Origin of the sequence: Enterococcus sp. DIV1375a (assembly GCF_051712205.1) — a bacterium.
In the GTDB taxonomy this organism is placed as follows: Bacteria; Bacillota; Bacilli; order Lactobacillales; family Enterococcaceae; genus Enterococcus; species Enterococcus faecalis.
Map to the genome: position 1 here is coordinate 1,404,803 of NZ_JBIOOM010000001.1, position 15,234 is coordinate 1,420,036.

Consider the following 15,234-nt stretch of genomic DNA (forward strand, 5'->3'; position numbering starts at 1 on the left):
AATGAAAAAAGTTCTTGTCGTCGATGATGAACCATCGATTTTAACTTTGTTAACCTTTAATTTGGAAAAAGAAGGCTATCAGGTGACTACTTCCGAAGATGGTAAAAACGGCTTCGAATTAGCTTTGTCTAATCAATATGATTTTATAATTTTAGATGTAATGCTTCCTGGTATGGATGGCTTAGAAATTACCAAAGCACTTCGTCGAGAAAAAATTGACACGCCTATTTTGATTTTAACTGCCAAAGATGAACAAGTAGATAAAATCATCGGCTTAGAAATTGGGGCAGATGATTATTTAACAAAACCTTTTAGTCCCAGAGAAGTCCTAGCACGCATGAAAGCTATTTTTCGTCGTTTAAAACCTACCACGACCGAACCGCTTCAAGAGGACACACCTAAAGCTCCGCTTGTGATTGGCGAGATTCGTGTGGATGAACAAAATTATGAAGTCTTTGTGCGCAATCAGCCCATTGAACTAACACCGAAAGAATTTGAATTACTCGTTTACTTTATGAAACGCAAAGATCGGGTCATTAATCGGGAAACCTTGTTGGAACGAATTTGGCAATATGACTTCGCTGGACAAAGTCGCATCGTCGATGTCCACATTAGTCATTTACGTGATAAAATCGAGCCCGATCCCAAACGGCCCGTTTACTTAGTAACTGTCCGTGGCTTTGGCTACCGTTTTCAGGAGCAAAAACGATGAAAAAGAGACTGCGGATTGAATATTTTTTAGTTGCGGCAGTCATGCTTTTATTATTTGTCGGGAGTATTGCAGCGACCAATTTTTTCTTTCAAAAAGAAATGGTTGCTCAGCAAGAAACCTATTTAAGAAGAAAAAATACCCTTTTAACAGACCAGTTGCCCCCTTCCGTTTTCGAAAAAGGGCAACTGACAAACCAACAACAACTCCTTGTCACCCATGCGTTAGATGATGCAGAAGAACGGGTAACTTTGTTGCAAAAAAATGGTACCGTCTTTTTTGACAGCAGCCAAAATGAACCGCTAGAGTCGCACAAAAAACGACCTGAAATCGCTGCGGTTCTATCAGGAGCTACCTATGGTTCAGCTTTACGAAAGAGTAAAACGTTAAATAAAGAACTTCTGTACGTTGCCACGCCTGTTTTAAAATCAGGAGAAATCGTTGGTATTATTCGGATTTCGGAACAAACCGCGCTATTTTCTAAAAATATCCAATCTTTTCGTCGCTATATTATCTTTACATTTGGCATCTTGTTCCTACTAATTACCTTGTTTATCTTTTTATTGTTACGGCAAAAAAATCAACCGCTAGTGACTGTCTTACCGATTCTGAAACGAATGCTTAAACATCCAGATGAAAATCGATCCATTATCCAGCAATCTTCTGAATGGAATGAACTTTACGAAACTATTAACTTACTGAGTCAACAAGTAAGTCAAACGTATAAAGCGTATACGTCTGCGGATGAGCAATTTCACGAACTTTTAGATGAGTTGATGATTGGTGTCTTTATCATTGATACGCAAGGACGGCTTCGTCTGTTGAACCCTAAAATGCAGGAAATGTTAGGACTCTCTGCTAAAAATATGCAAAGCAATTATCTTGAAGTGATTCAAGACGCCGATTTGATTCATTTAATCCATCAAGTCGTCGCTGAAAAAAACAGCTTACATCAAGAAATCACTGTGACACAGGGACCAACACCTTTACGCTTAGATCTTTCTCTTCGTTACTTGGATGATCAAAGTGCCAATGATTATCAAGTGTTAGGAATTGCCTATGATTTAACGCGCGTTCGCCAACTAGAAAAAATGCAAAAAGATTTTGTATCAAACGTGTCTCATGAATTAAAAACGCCTGTCACTTCTCTTTTGGGCTTTACCGAGACACTCATAGACGGCGCAAAAGAAGATCCGGAAGTCCTTAATCAATTTTTGCACATCATGCAAAAAGATGCCCAGCGTCTGCAACAATTAATTCAAGAAATTTTAGAACTTTCTCGGGGCAGCGCGACAATTCCTTATGCAGAGCAAGAAATTACTTTAGAAAAATTTATTACAGAAATTCTCGGTTCTTATCAGCAACAATTGGCAGCAAAACAGCTGAAAACAGTCGTTCATGGTCTGCCAGAGAGCCAGTTTTTCACCAAATACGAATTGTTTTATCCAATCGTGAAGAATCTAATTGAAAATGCCATTCAGTATTCCCAAGAAAATGGTCAGATTACTATTTCTTATGCTATAGAAAATCAGCAATTACGTTTATCTGTTCAAGATACTGGCATTGGCATTAGTCAAAAAGACCAAGAACGGATCTTTGAACGGTTCTATCGTGTCGATAAAGCACGTAGCCGTCATTCTGGTGGCACCGGTCTAGGTCTAGCTATTGTCCAAAATTACACAGAATTATTAGGCGGTAAAATCGCCATTGATAGTCACTTAGGCTTAGGGACCACTTTTACAATCACCTTGCCTTTAACAAAAAAAGAAGCCTAAAAAAACTCAGCCAATCCTGTTTATTGGCTGAGTTTTTTTGTTTATTTTTCAGTTACTTTTCCATTTACATCACGTTCTACTTGCATATCTGTGATGGCTAAATAACCTAAGTCTTTGACAATTGTTTTTTGAACATCATCGGTGACCATATAGTCTAAGAAGGCTTTTACATCTTTATTAGGCTCCCCTTTTGTATACATATGTTCATAAGACCAGATTTTCCATGAATTGTCTTTCACGTGTTCTTCTTTTGGTTCAACACCATCAATGCTTAAGGCAACGGTGGAATCATCCATATAAGAAAAAGCTAAATAGCTGATTGCTCCTGGTGTTTGTTCAACAATTTTACGAACTGTTCCCGAAGAATCTTGTTCTTGTGATTGAACTGGTTTAGCTCCATCTAAGCCCCATTTTTCAAATGTTGCTCGGGTGCCACTTCCGTTTGCGCGGTTTATTACGACGATTTCTTGATCTTTGCCGCCCACTTCTTTCCAGTTTTTGACTTTGCCAGTAAAGACATCAATCAATTGTTGCTTCGTTAAATTCTTCACGCCGACTTCTTTGTTGACCACTGGTCCCATACCGACCACGGCCACCCGATGATCAACTAATTTAGAGGCATCCACGCCATCTTTCTCTTCGGCAAACACATCGGAATTTCCAATGGTCACTGCGCCATCTGCAACTTGCGAAAGTCCTGTTCCGCTGCCGCCACCTTGGACAGAAACTGTATAATTGGGATGTTCTTGTGTAAATTGATCTTTCGCAGCATCTACTAACGGTTGTAAAGCGGTGGAACCAACAGCGACAATTTTAACTGGTTTGTTACTATCCGCTTCGCTGGATTTTTCAGTTGTGCCTCCTTGAGCTCCGCACCCAGTTAATAATAACCCTAGACTCAGCATAGTTGCTGCAATTACACGTTTTTTCATCTTTGCACTTCCTTTTCAATTAGTTACAAGTTTAGTCTACCAAGACTCTGTTAATTCTGTTTCAATTAAATGTAAATAAAAGGTAAAGGTGTGTAAAGAATCTATAAAGGCTAGTGCGTTACGCGTTGTGTCGCCATGTAATGTGCGATTCGTTCCATGGCCGTTGTTAATTTATCCATATCGGACGCATAACTAATTCGGACGTATCCTTCTGCTTCTGGACCAAAAGAAATACCTGGAATCAACGCTACTGCTTCTTTTTGCGCTAAATCAATACAAAATTTCATAGAATCTTGTTCATAACCAGTAGGAATCTTAGCAAAAATATAAAAGGCGCCATTTGGACGTGCAACCTCAAACCCCAATTGAGTCATCTGTTCATAAACAAAATCGCGCCGTTTCCGATACTCTTCTTTCATAATTTCAGCATCATGCATTCCTTCGATTAAGGCACGAACAGCCGCTTTTTGAGACACTGTTGCAGCCGCAGTAACTAAATACTGATGAACTTTAATGATCTCCGCTGTTAAAATCGCTGGTGCAAAAATAAAGCCAATCCGCCAGCCTGTCATGGCATGTGATTTCGACAAACCGTTAATTAAAATCGTTTGGTCACGTAACATTTCAGCAATCGAAACATGACTCTCATCATAAGTTAACTCACTATAAATTTCATCGCTAATCACAAAAATGTCGTATTTTTTTAGAACATCAGCAATTGCTTGCAACTCTTGGCGGTTATAGGTGACACCAGTTGGGTTGCTAGGATAATTTAAAATAATTGCTTTGACTTGTTCCCCATGCTCGGCCATTGCCGCTTCAATCATTTCAGGGGTCAAGACAAAATCGTTGCCTCGTGTATCCAAATATACCGGTTCCGCCCCCGCCAATGTAATAATTGGTTCATACCCTGGGTAAATAGGTGCTGGCAATAGCACTTTGTCACCTTGTTCTAAAATTGCTATTAACGAAGCTGAAATCGCTTCTGTTGCTCCAACTGTTACTAAAATTTCTGTCCCAGGCTGGTAAGTCAAATGGTACTTTTCTTTCATAAAATAAGCGGCTGCTTCACGGACATCTAATAAACCAGACATCCCTGTATAATGAGAAAAATTCGCATCAATTGCTTCTTTGGCTGCTTTTTTGACATGCTCAGGTGTGTTAAAATCCGGCTCTCCTAGCGTTAATTTTAAAATACCTTCAATTCCTGAGACTTGTTCGTCAAATTGACGAATTAAAGAAACAGCAATTTTATTTACTTGACGATTAAAACGATTGGTTAAATCCATTTAGCTTCACTCCTTCAGTTGACGTTATAGTAGCACAAATTGACCGTAAAATGAATGATTTTCTCATTGTTTCGCTAGATTTTTATTATAAATATCTCAAAAAAACGACAGAGAAGAAAATAGGAGAACTTTGTCCTTTTCAACAAAGTTCTCCTATTTATTTATTTTTCGAAACGCCATGTCCGAATTTCAAACGGACGTAATGGTGCATCAACTTCTATCGCTGGTGTCAACGGTTCTTCTAATACATTTGTTAAACAAGTCGCTGGTTGTGTCTCTTTGTGAAGTTCACAAGGAATATTTTGCGCTGTTAGATTAAAGCCACGAACGACTAAATGATTTGTTTGCTCTTGACGTTTAACGGCTGTCCAACCAATTGGTCCTTCTGCCGTTGTCAAGTAGACGTGGTTCGGTGCTAGTTTACCTTCATGACGCGCAGTAGTAGCTGCAGTAAAAGGAATTTGTGCACTATAGGCTTGTTGATACGTAGCAAAGCGTTCTTCTGGTTTTCCATGCAATGACAAACCATATTTAAAGGTATATTCTCCTTGGCATTGTGCTTCTGGTGTCGCAAAATAGCCCCAATCACCTAGTTCGCCAACACAACGAATTAATGTGACCGCAATGGTTCCATCTGCCAAGACTTCATACTCATTTAAGCCTTCATTGAAGATAGTCACGCCTTTGTTTTGGTCATGAACATTCACAAACGCTTGTTGGTGCTGCGGGTTTGTTGGATTTTCCCATGTGTCGCTTACTTGATTTGGTCGTGTCACGACTTCATAAATACTATCCGCTTCGTGTGTTTCTGTGACCATGCCAGTTGGGAAAAGCACGCGTAAACGATGATCTTTGATTTGATTATTAATGGTTGTTTCAAAGAATAATTGGTTACTTTCTTTGATCATTGTAACCACTGTCGTTATTTCGAACGGGCGAAGCGTCGTTGAACGTTGTGCTTGGCGTTCTCTAAACTCACGAACAGCCTTTTGTTCTTCTTCTAATCGTTCATCTGCTGAAACTGGTAACATGACGGTTTGTTTAATTTGATAACTTGCTTTTACAGGGGAATTTTCTTTATTCGTAATTTCAGCCGTTACATTTTCGGTTGTAATTCCTTGGTCTTCGGTCGGTTTGAAAAAGATATATTCATTCCCAATGTCGCCAGTATCTTCAAATGTTAACAATTTTGAAAATATTTCTCCTGTTTTTTTGTCAACAATGGTTAAGCTACCATTGTTTTCAATTTTCACTTGAATAAATTCGTTTTCCATTTCATTTGTTGCTGGTTGAGCCAAAAGACTTCCTTCAAAAGCTTTCGTTTCTCCTTGAATCAATGCAAAGCTATCCCAAGAGAATGGCGCCATTTCTTTGACAGATAATTCGACCGTTAAGTATTTAGCCATGTACGGTTGACGGAAAGCATCTTTAGGTAAATCGTAACCAAAACGAACATCTTCTTTGACAATACGGCTTGCAACGGCTTTTCCAGTTGGATCAATCACTTGATAATCTGGGGTGGCTTTTTGTTTTAATTCATGATAAAGATCTTCAGGTTTTCCTGTATAAAATGGCAATCGTTCAATCTCTACTTCCACAGTGACAACCTCCGTTTTCTGATAGCCACTAGTATTAAATAAAACAAACGGGTGCGCTTTTTCTGGGAAAACACTTGTATCAATTGCTTCTGTTAATTGTCGTGTTGCTTCATCTGCTAAGAAATGCCCGACATCATTGGCATTTTCAAAGCGAGTCATCATGCCTCGGTGAACCTCGTCGACAGAACAGCCACAAATACTATCGTGCGGATGGTTTTGAAGCAATGTTTTCCAAGCATAATCAAATTGGTCATGTGGGTAGTCGCCAGTTACTTCGTAAGCCATTGCTGCTAAAGGTTCTGCGATATTTTCTAATTGGCGTTGGACTTTTGTGTTCCACTGTTTTAAATAGACGCGAGCAGAAGAAGTATTGGCTAATGTGTACCAGCCATCCGTTTCTTGACTCGTTAATTCACCTGTTACTGTTCCTAAATCTTCTGGTAACTCCTCTTGAACAGCTTTCAAATAGTCATCGAAATTGGAATGAATAAATTCATATTCTGGGAATAGTTCATTGGCTAAAGCGATGGCCTTAGTAATATCTCTTTGTACCGGTTGGTGGTCGACCCCATTCATCATCAATAAATGGTTTGTGGAAGCGTAACGTTCCACATCAGCCAATTTTTGTTTCCAAAAAGCGATTGCCGCTTCTTTTTCTGAAGGAATTTCGTTCCCGTTACTATACCAGTTCGCAAAAAGCAAGCCGAAAATTTTGGTTTGGTCCGGACCTTCCCACCACATTTCAGAATATTGTGAGCTATAGTCGCTTTCTAAGACTTGATTATCAAAGCCAATCGGTTTCACCCCACGTCCAAAGGCAGCCGCAGGCAGATTTGCTAATTGCATCATTTGAGGCGTTTGACCCATGTTACCAAATGTATCCGGGAAGTAACCTAATTGAACTGGTGCTCCCCATTTTTGACTTTCTAAATGCCCAATCAGCATGTTTCGAACATTGGATTCAGAGCTAATTAAAAAGTCATCTTGTAAAATATAAAATGGTCCGATTTTTAGTTTGCCTGCTTGGACAGCTTTTTTTACAGCTTCTTTTTTCTCTGGGCGAACTTGTAAATAGTCGTCTAAGATAATCGTTTGTCCATCTAAATGGAAACTGTTAAACTCTGGATCATTTTCAATTAAATCTAATACATTATCCACTAATTCAATTAAGCGCATATGATGTTCTTCATAAGGAAGATACCATTCACGATCCCAATGACTATGGGAAACAATATAGACTTTTTTCTTTGTCATCACTTTTCCTCCTATTTATCCACTCGGATGTCAAAATAATCCATAACTAATTCACAAAACATCATATTAGCCCATGAAAACCATTCTCTTGTATAATTTTCAGGATTATCTACGTCAAAACCTTCATGCATCAAATGAGTCCCCGCATCTGTGGCAACTAATAAATCTAAAATTCGTTCTTTTTCAGCTTTATCTTTGGTTGTCATTCCTTCCATTGCTAAAGCAATCGGCCACACGTAATTTTCTGGTGTATGCGAGCTACCAATCCCTTTCGCGTATTTGCCTTCATAGAAGTAAGGATTTTCTTTACTTAATAAGGTTTGACGCGTTGTTAAATATTGTTCATCCTCTGTTGAACAATAACCCAGATAAGGGGCTGCTACTAAATTGGGAACATTACTGTCATCCATCACGCTTGCATTGCCTAAGCCATCCACTTCATACGCATAAATCGTTTCGTTATTTTGATTTTTTGTTCGTCCAAATGTTTGGATGCCTTCTTCAATCTCTTCTTGTAATTTTTTAGCAATCGCCACAATCGTAGCATCTTCTAAAACATCAGAGAAAATTTCTTGAATATAGCCTAAAATTACGACTGCAAACATGTTAGAAGGAACTAAGTAACCATATTGGCAGGCATCATCACTAGGACGGAAGCCTGACCATGTCATCCCTGTTTTGCCAACTGGTGTTCCTTTCCCTGCTTCAACCAACGTATCTTCTTGACGCCACGTATCTCGTTCAAATAAATAAGGTGACTGTGCGTGATCTTGTTCTGTTGTGAAAACGTTGAGAATTTTTTTGACGCCTTCCACAAAATCTGAATTAAATTGTTCGGTCATCCCAGTATTTTTATAAAGTAAATAGGCTAATTGGACCGGGTAACATAATGAATCAATTTCATATTTCCGTTCCCAAATCCAGCCATTCATTTCGGTCTTATCAGTTTGATGGCCTGCATGATTATCTGTTTCATTAAACGCATTGGCATAAGGATCAATGCAAATATAACGAAACTGGCGTTTAACCAAACCAGCAATCATTTGAGCAAGGTCTTCGTCTTCTTTCGCAATCACTAAATAGGGACGAACTTGCGCTGTTGAGTCTCTTAACCACATTGCTGGAATATCGCCTGTTAATAAAAAGGTAGTACCATCTTCTTGACGTTTCACTGTTGTTAGTAAAGTATTGGCAAAGGCCGCCTGAAAGTTTTTTGCCCAATCTTGATGTGCTTCACCGCATTTTTCTGTAATTGTCTCCATAAATGTTGCTACGGATTTTGGAACTTCTGTATAAACCATTCTCGTCACCTCTTAAATTTGATATATCATTTCACAATTGAATTATAGCGTTTACATTTCACTTTGTCTAGTGATTTCAATCATTTTTTTCATTTTAAAACCAATTAATTTATGGTAAACTATAAATAAGATATATCTTATTGTGAGGTGAAATGAATGAAGCAACCATTATATCAACAAATTATTGATTATTTACAAAATGAAATTGATTCAGGGCGATTGCCTGTTGGAGCGCAAGTGCCTACCGAAAAAGAATTATCGGCTCAGTTTAACGTCAGTAGAATTACGTCCAAACGAGCGCTAACTGAGTTGGAAACGCAAGGCGTAATCCAACGTCACCAAGGAAAAGGAAGTTTTGTTCAAGCACCAAAGCATCCTCTTCATACCTCTTTAAATAAAGTTCTTTTTTTATTGCCTTTTGCAGACGATTTATCAGTAGGAAATTTCTATAGCGGTTTGGCCCCTACTATTCAAGCAGCTGGTTTAGAAGTCTTTATGACCTCGCCTAATTTTTTGAGAGAGAAAAATGCTGCGGACATTGTGAATGAGTTTGCCGGGCTTGTCTATTATGCTGCTACTAGTAATGACTACCTCGACTTATTGTTTGAGTTGGCTTTGATGAATTTTCCAGTCGTTGTCTTGGATAAAAAGATCCATGATTTACCTTTTGCAACCATTCAATCAGACAACTTTGCTGGTGGTAAAACAGCAACCGAACGCTTAATTGGCTTAGGACATACAAAAATTGGATATATCCTTTCAGGAAGTCCGGCCCTACAATCCGTTCGGCAACGTTATTTAGGTTATCTCCAAGCTTTAAAAGAAGCCAATCTGGCGTTCCATACAGCAATCACGGAAACCAATCTCTTAGATGAACACAACTTTAAACAGTATTTTGAGGCGCACCAACTCACAGCCGTGGTCTGCGATAATGACTTCAGCGCGTTACATTGTTTACGAAACTGTAAAAACCTAGGTATTCATGTGCCTGAAGAATTATCGATTATTGGTTTTGACGATATTCAAGCAGCAGCATTTGTCGAACCGCCATTAACAACCATGGCGCAAGACTTTAAAGAAATGGGAAAACTAGCTGGTGAAGTGTTATTACAAACGATGCAACAAGACATTCAAATCATAGAAGACATTCAAGTACCTGTCACATTAATTGAAAGAGAAACCATTTCTACTGTTTCAAAATGAGCAAAAAAAGAAGAGCGTGGGACAAAAATCACTTTGGATTTTTGCTCCACGCTCAAAAACTAATAAACGGCGGGAACAGAAGCAACTCCTTCGGAAATAAGCCGAAATTCTCCAAAAATTAAAGAACAATTTTCGGAAATTCCTTCTTATTTCTCGGAGTTAAACACTTCTGTCCCGACCTCTTCTTTTTATTCCTTAGTGCTAAATGTTTTGGTATCTACCTCTTTTTTAAACAACGCTTTTAGTTCTTTGATAAAGTAGCGACCAATCGGACTGATTTCCCGATTTTTGGGAAAGAGTAAACAAATACGATTTTCCAAGGCTGGCGCCAATGGTACTAACCGAATTTCTTTCTTCGTAAAACCCGTTACGACACCTGAACCAGAAGCATAAGCATTGGTTTCTACCAACAAATTCATCAAGGTTCCACGATCTGTCGTATGAATGACCGATTCCTGTTCAGGAATTTCAACTAAATCTTCAGAAAAATAGGAAAAATTGCTTCCTTCTTGATTAAAGCGAACTTGTGGATAGGGAACTAATTCTTCTAAATGAATTTCTTTTTGCTTGGCTAAAGGATGATGATTTCCTAAAAAAATGTGTGTATTAAAAGTACTAATTACCTCGTAGGCTAGATTAGCTTGTTCTAAATACCGTTCAATACTGACACTATTTTGTTCATTTAAATAAATAATCCCCAACTCACTGTGAAATCCTTTGACGTCTTCAATTACTTTTAAGGTTGTGGTTTCAAAGACACGAAAATCTTTATATTGATCCCCATACTTTTTAAGAACTTTGGCAATTACCTCACCTAAAAAATCGTAATGTTGCGAAGAGATGGAGAATCGTTCGCTGGTCACTGTCTCGCGATAGCGATTTTCCAATAACTCCATTTGAACTAAGACTTTCTCTGCTTGTTCTAAAAAAACCATTCCTTCTTCTGTTAAAAAAGCGCCTTTATTAGTACGTAAAAAGAGGGAAATTCCTAGTTCTTCTTCTAATTCTCGAATACTATTTGACAAGCTAGGTTGTGTAATAAATAGTTTTTTGGCTGCTTCCCGAAAACTCCCATTGTTAGCTATGGCAGCAACATACTTCATTTGTTGAATATTCAACCCTTTTTCCTCCACACACTAATCATTTGAAAAATAAATCTTACGCCCATTCAACGGCTGAAGGGGCCGATTGTTAAAGGCCAACATACCTTCCTTAATCTTATTTAAAAAGGCTTGATCCATTTTTTGAATGGTATCAAATACAAACCATTTCACTGGACCCTTAGTTGGCGGTGTTGTTAACGAGCCTACATAATGGTAGTGTAGACGCTCCTCTGGTAAAAAGATTGACGGATTAAACCATTGTTGGTGCGTGCCGTTTTCCCAGTCCATCGGATGATTCGCTTCTGAAAAACGATTTTCTTCCTCTGTGATGGTAAACAGGCAACCGACAACTAAATTTTCGCCAGCATCGTTCATATGAACCAAATGGAATTCTAGCGGATACTGCTTTCCCGATAGCAAATGTTCGCTAGGCATATGAAAATGGATATCGGTTAAATGATACGCAACATTTTCAAACATTACGTAACTTTCCGTATTTGGTGGTACAAAATGAAACGTATTTTTGAATTCTTTTTCAGTGAATTCTTCTTTTTTATAATGAAACGTAATCTGAGAATTTACTGTCTCAGCACTTTCTTTTTCTAAAGCAATTGGCGATTGATAAGCAAACTTAGCACCTTCTGCAAACCAGTCACATAGCGTATGCCAATGTTCTGGTCCATCGTTGCCTGTATAGCTCCATTCAACGTCCATATTTTTTATTTTTTTCATACACTCTTCCTTCATTTCCACATAGTAATCAGGTAAAACTCATGTTAAAACTCTATCCTAACATCTTTTCTACGTCAAACAAAAGAACTTAGATCATTACGCTCCTCGGCAAATGACCTAAGTTCTCCTACCGTTAAATCTGGTTACTGAAAATGACACTAAAAATCAGACGACAAGAACCTTCTTTAGTTCAACGGTTATTTGCCCCAGTTTTCAGGATCTTTTTTCCATTCTTGTAATAAGGTAACATCTTTTTCTTCGATATAATTTGCTTCTAATGCAGCATCAATTAAAGTTGAATAATTGGTTAACGTTAGTAACGTCATCTGTTTATCTGCAAAATTTGCCGTTCCTTTGGGTAACTCATAAGTGAAGATTGCCGCAACGCCTAAAACCGTTGCTCCTTCACGTTCCGCCGCTTCTGCCGCTTCTAACACGCTACCGCCTGTTGAAATTAAATCCTCGATAACTACCATTTTTTGTCCTTCAGAAATTCGGCCTTCAATTTGATTCCCTTTGCCGTGATCTTTGGCTTTACTGCGGATATAAACCATTGGTAATCCTAAAATATCGGCTACCCATGCCGCATGTGGAATCCCTGCGGTAGCTGTCCCAGCAATCACTTCGACTTCTGGGAAAGTCTCTTTAATTTTTGCCGCTAAGCCTTCTGCAATTTCTTTACGCACAGCAGGATAACTCATCGTGATACGGTTATCACAATAAATCGGGCTTTTTATGCCACTTGCCCAGGTAAACGGCTCATTAGGGTTTAAAAATACCGCTTCAATATCTAATAAATCTTTGGCAATCTTTTTTGCTACTTTTGTCATGTTACTTTTCGCTCCAGTCTTTTTTGATTTCTTGATAGGCTTCATAAGGATTTTCTGCTTGGGTAATAGGTCGGCCAACAACGATATATGTGGACCCAATTTCGCGAGCATGTTGCGGCGTAACGACCCGTTGTTGGTCACCTACTGCACTTCCTGCTGGACGAATACCAGGTGTTAAGCAAATAAACGTCTGCTTGGTTGCTTCTTGAATACCACGTGCTTCTAATGCTGAACAAACCACGCCATCCAGACCCGCTTTTTCCGCACATTTAGCATAATGAATGACACTTGTCTCTAAAGGAACGTTGATTAATTGATCATGGTGCATCTCTTCTTCACTAGTAGAAGTCAACTGGGTTACAGCAATTAACTCAGGAACCTTAGCGCCTGGCTGAGTCCCTTTGATTAGACCTTCCTTAGCTGCTTGCATCATTCGAACGCCCCCTGCTGCATGGACATTAGTAATGGCAACGCCTAATTTTGCTAAATTTGTCATCGCTTTTTCCACAGTATTCGGAATATCATGTAATTTTAAATCCAAGAAAACATCGTGTCCTTGTTCTTTAAGCCAGCGAACAATCGCTGGTCCTTCTGCGTAAAAAAGTTCCATCCCCACTTTAACAAACAAGGCTTCTTCCTTAGGAAATTTTTCTAAAAAAACAGCCACTTCTTTTTGCGTGGGAAAATCTAACGCAATAATTGGTCTATCGTGCATTTTGCTGCCCCTCTCTCACTTCTTTAATTAATTGTTCCAACGATTCAATACCTAACTCTTCCATTCGCTTAGGTAATCCGTCAATCAACTTCGGACAAATATATGGATCTGTAAAGTTGGCCGTACCAACACCGACAGCGCTAGCACCTGCCATGAACATTTCCAAGACATCATCCACTGTTTGAACACCGCCCATTCCAATAATTGGCAACTGAGAAACACTGGCGACTTGTCGGATTAAGCGAATAGCAACAGGTTTAATGGCTGGGCCAGATAGTCCGCCAGTTTGATTGGCTAAAATAGGTTTTCTCGTTTTTAAATCAATGCGCATCCCTAGCAATGTATTAATCATAGAAAAACCGTCTGCACCCCCTGCTTCAATTGCTTGGGCGATTGGCACAATGTCCGTTACGTTTGGTGATAGTTTAACATAAATCGGAACAGAGGCGACTTTTTTGACTGCTTGTGTTAATTGAAAAGCAACCTCTGGATCTGTACCAAAAGCTATGCCGCCATGTTTCACATTGGGACAGGAAATATTCAGTTCAATTGCTTTGACGTTAGGCGCTTGCCCAATTTTTGCGCAAACAGCCACATAATCCTCTTCGCAAGCACCTGCAACATTTGCAATAATCGGTAAGTTAGGGTATTTTTCTAATTTTGGTAATTTTTCTTGCATAACCACGTCTAAGCCTGGATTCTGCAATCCAATGGCATTTAGCATACCACTAGGTGTTTCAGCTACACGTGGTGTGGGATTTCCATATCGTGCTTGGGGCGTTGTCGCCTTAATCATAATTGAACCTAATTGATCAAGGTCATAATAGTTAGCATATTCTTCCCCGAACCCAAAGCAACCACTGGCGGGAATAATTGGATTTTTTAATGTTAAACCTGGAATTGAAACGGCTAAAGGATTTTTCATCATAAGATAACCTCACTTGCTTTAAAAATCGGACCTTCATCACAGACCTTGACACTTTTTGCTCCAGTAGTGTCTCCTTTTTTATGGCAAACGCAGGCATAGCAAGCCCCAATTCCACAGGCCATCCGTTCTTCTAAAGAAAGGTAAACGTGTGGATGTGTTGGAAATAAAGAATCAATTGCTTTTAACATACCATTCGCACCACAAGCATAAACTGCATCAGGGATCCGTCCTTTTGCTAACGCTTCTGACAATAAACGGCCCACGTTGCCATGAGCGCCAAACGAGCCGTCATCTGTGGCAAAATGTGTTTCTCCTAATGCCATAAATTCTTGTTGGTAATAAGCAACCTCTTTTGATGCATAACCAAGAAAATGAATCACTTTCACGCCTTTTTCATTGAGTTGTTTTGATAATTCATACAATGGGGGAATCCCGATTCCTCCACCAACGATAAAAGCAGTTTGACCAGCTGCTACGGTAGTTATATCAAAGCCGTTTCCTAAAGGACCTAAAATATCTAATTGTTCACCAGCCTTCATGGTGGCAAACACTTCCGTTCCAGCGCCTTCGACTCGATAAATCAAACGACAGGTTTCGTTCGAATGATCAATTTGGTTGATGCTAATCGGTCGCCGCAAAAGTAAATCTGCACGCGGAACCTTGATATGCACAAACTGTCCAGGTCGTGTCATCTCTTTCACTAACTCGCCTTGTAAGTCTAACTGATAAATCCGTGGCGCTAACTGTTTTTGAGCTACAATGGTCATCATTTCTTGCTTTCTCTGCATCAGTATCCTTCACTCCTTTATTCTCTGATTCCCCTATAAATGATTTTCTATTTCTTCGTAAAAGAATCTGGAACAGT

13 protein-coding genes are annotated in these 15,234 nt (G+C 39.1%); 3 read left to right on the top strand and 10 right to left on the bottom strand.

Annotation, left to right across the window (positions count from 1 at the left end; all coding sequences use genetic code 11):
- Window position 1 precedes the first annotated feature (1 nt).
- On the top strand, window positions 2-712 hold the full coding sequence (locus IGJ63_RS06875; protein ID WP_438746150.1) for a response regulator transcription factor: 711 nt from the start codon (window positions 2-4) through the stop codon (window positions 710-712).
- Window positions 709-2,484 (top strand): two-component system histidine kinase PnpS, encoded by a 1,776-nt coding sequence (gene pnpS, locus IGJ63_RS06880; RefSeq protein ID WP_002390658.1) that lies wholly within the window; start codon window positions 709-711, stop codon window positions 2,482-2,484. The genes IGJ63_RS06875 and pnpS overlap by 4 nt, the downstream gene beginning before the upstream one ends.
- Window positions 2,485-2,525: 41 nt before the next feature.
- Here the strand turns inward: pnpS and IGJ63_RS06885 are convergent, their stop codons facing one another.
- The 4 genes from IGJ63_RS06885 to IGJ63_RS06900 form a co-directional block, all read right to left on the bottom strand.
- Complete coding sequence (locus IGJ63_RS06885) at window positions 2,526-3,416, bottom strand: phosphate ABC transporter substrate-binding protein PstS family protein (RefSeq protein WP_002374731.1); 891 nt, start codon at window positions 3,414-3,416, stop codon at window positions 2,526-2,528.
- Between the two features lie 110 nt (window positions 3,417-3,526).
- Window positions 3,527-4,705 (bottom strand): pyridoxal phosphate-dependent aminotransferase, encoded by a 1,179-nt coding sequence (locus IGJ63_RS06890; protein WP_016626641.1) that lies wholly within the window; start codon window positions 4,703-4,705, stop codon window positions 3,527-3,529.
- 161 nt (window positions 4,706-4,866) lie between these two features.
- Entirely contained in the window at window positions 4,867-7,557 is a 2,691-nt protein-coding gene (locus IGJ63_RS06895) for an alpha-mannosidase (RefSeq protein WP_116495014.1), read from the bottom strand.
- A gap of 11 nt (window positions 7,558-7,568) precedes the next feature.
- Entirely contained in the window at window positions 7,569-8,858 is a 1,290-nt protein-coding gene (locus tag IGJ63_RS06900; RefSeq protein ID WP_016626639.1) for a glycoside hydrolase family 125 protein, read from the bottom strand.
- A gap of 156 nt (window positions 8,859-9,014) precedes the next feature.
- Between IGJ63_RS06900 and IGJ63_RS06905 the strand changes: the two genes are divergently transcribed.
- The gene (locus IGJ63_RS06905) at window positions 9,015-10,061 is read left to right on the top strand and encodes a GntR family transcriptional regulator (RefSeq protein ID WP_002360181.1); all 1,047 of its coding nucleotides are present in this window, start codon (window positions 9,015-9,017) and stop codon (window positions 10,059-10,061) included.
- A 188-nt stretch (window positions 10,062-10,249) separates the two neighbouring features.
- On the opposite strand, the gene IGJ63_RS06910 is transcribed toward IGJ63_RS06905, so the two are convergent.
- The 6 genes from IGJ63_RS06910 to IGJ63_RS06935 form a co-directional block, all read right to left on the bottom strand.
- Window positions 10,250-11,179 carry a LysR family transcriptional regulator gene (locus IGJ63_RS06910; protein WP_002361904.1) on the bottom strand — a complete coding sequence of 310 codons (930 nt, stop codon included), beginning with the start codon at window positions 11,177-11,179 and terminating at the stop codon, window positions 10,250-10,252.
- A gap of 18 nt (window positions 11,180-11,197) precedes the next feature.
- Window positions 11,198-11,911 carry a carbonic anhydrase gene (locus IGJ63_RS06915; protein WP_002382382.1) on the bottom strand — a complete coding sequence of 238 codons (714 nt, stop codon included), beginning with the start codon at window positions 11,909-11,911 and terminating at the stop codon, window positions 11,198-11,200.
- 182 nt (window positions 11,912-12,093) lie between these two features.
- Entirely contained in the window at window positions 12,094-12,726 is a 633-nt protein-coding gene (pyrE, locus tag IGJ63_RS06920; RefSeq protein ID WP_002357418.1) for an orotate phosphoribosyltransferase, read from the bottom strand.
- 1 nt (window position 12,727) lies between these two features.
- Entirely contained in the window at window positions 12,728-13,441 is a 714-nt protein-coding gene (pyrF, locus tag IGJ63_RS06925; protein ID WP_002369313.1) for an orotidine-5'-phosphate decarboxylase, read from the bottom strand.
- Window positions 13,431-14,369: a dihydroorotate dehydrogenase gene (locus tag IGJ63_RS06930; RefSeq protein WP_002379493.1), complete on the bottom strand. Its 939-nt coding sequence runs from the start codon at window positions 14,367-14,369 to the stop codon at window positions 13,431-13,433. The genes pyrF and IGJ63_RS06930 overlap by 11 nt, the downstream gene beginning before the upstream one ends.
- A complete protein-coding gene (locus IGJ63_RS06935) occupies window positions 14,366-15,157 on the bottom strand; it encodes a dihydroorotate dehydrogenase electron transfer subunit (RefSeq protein WP_002365731.1) in 792 nt (263 codons plus the stop codon). Before IGJ63_RS06935 ends, IGJ63_RS06930 begins: the two co-directional genes overlap by 4 nt.
- Window positions 15,158-15,234 lie beyond the last annotated feature (77 nt).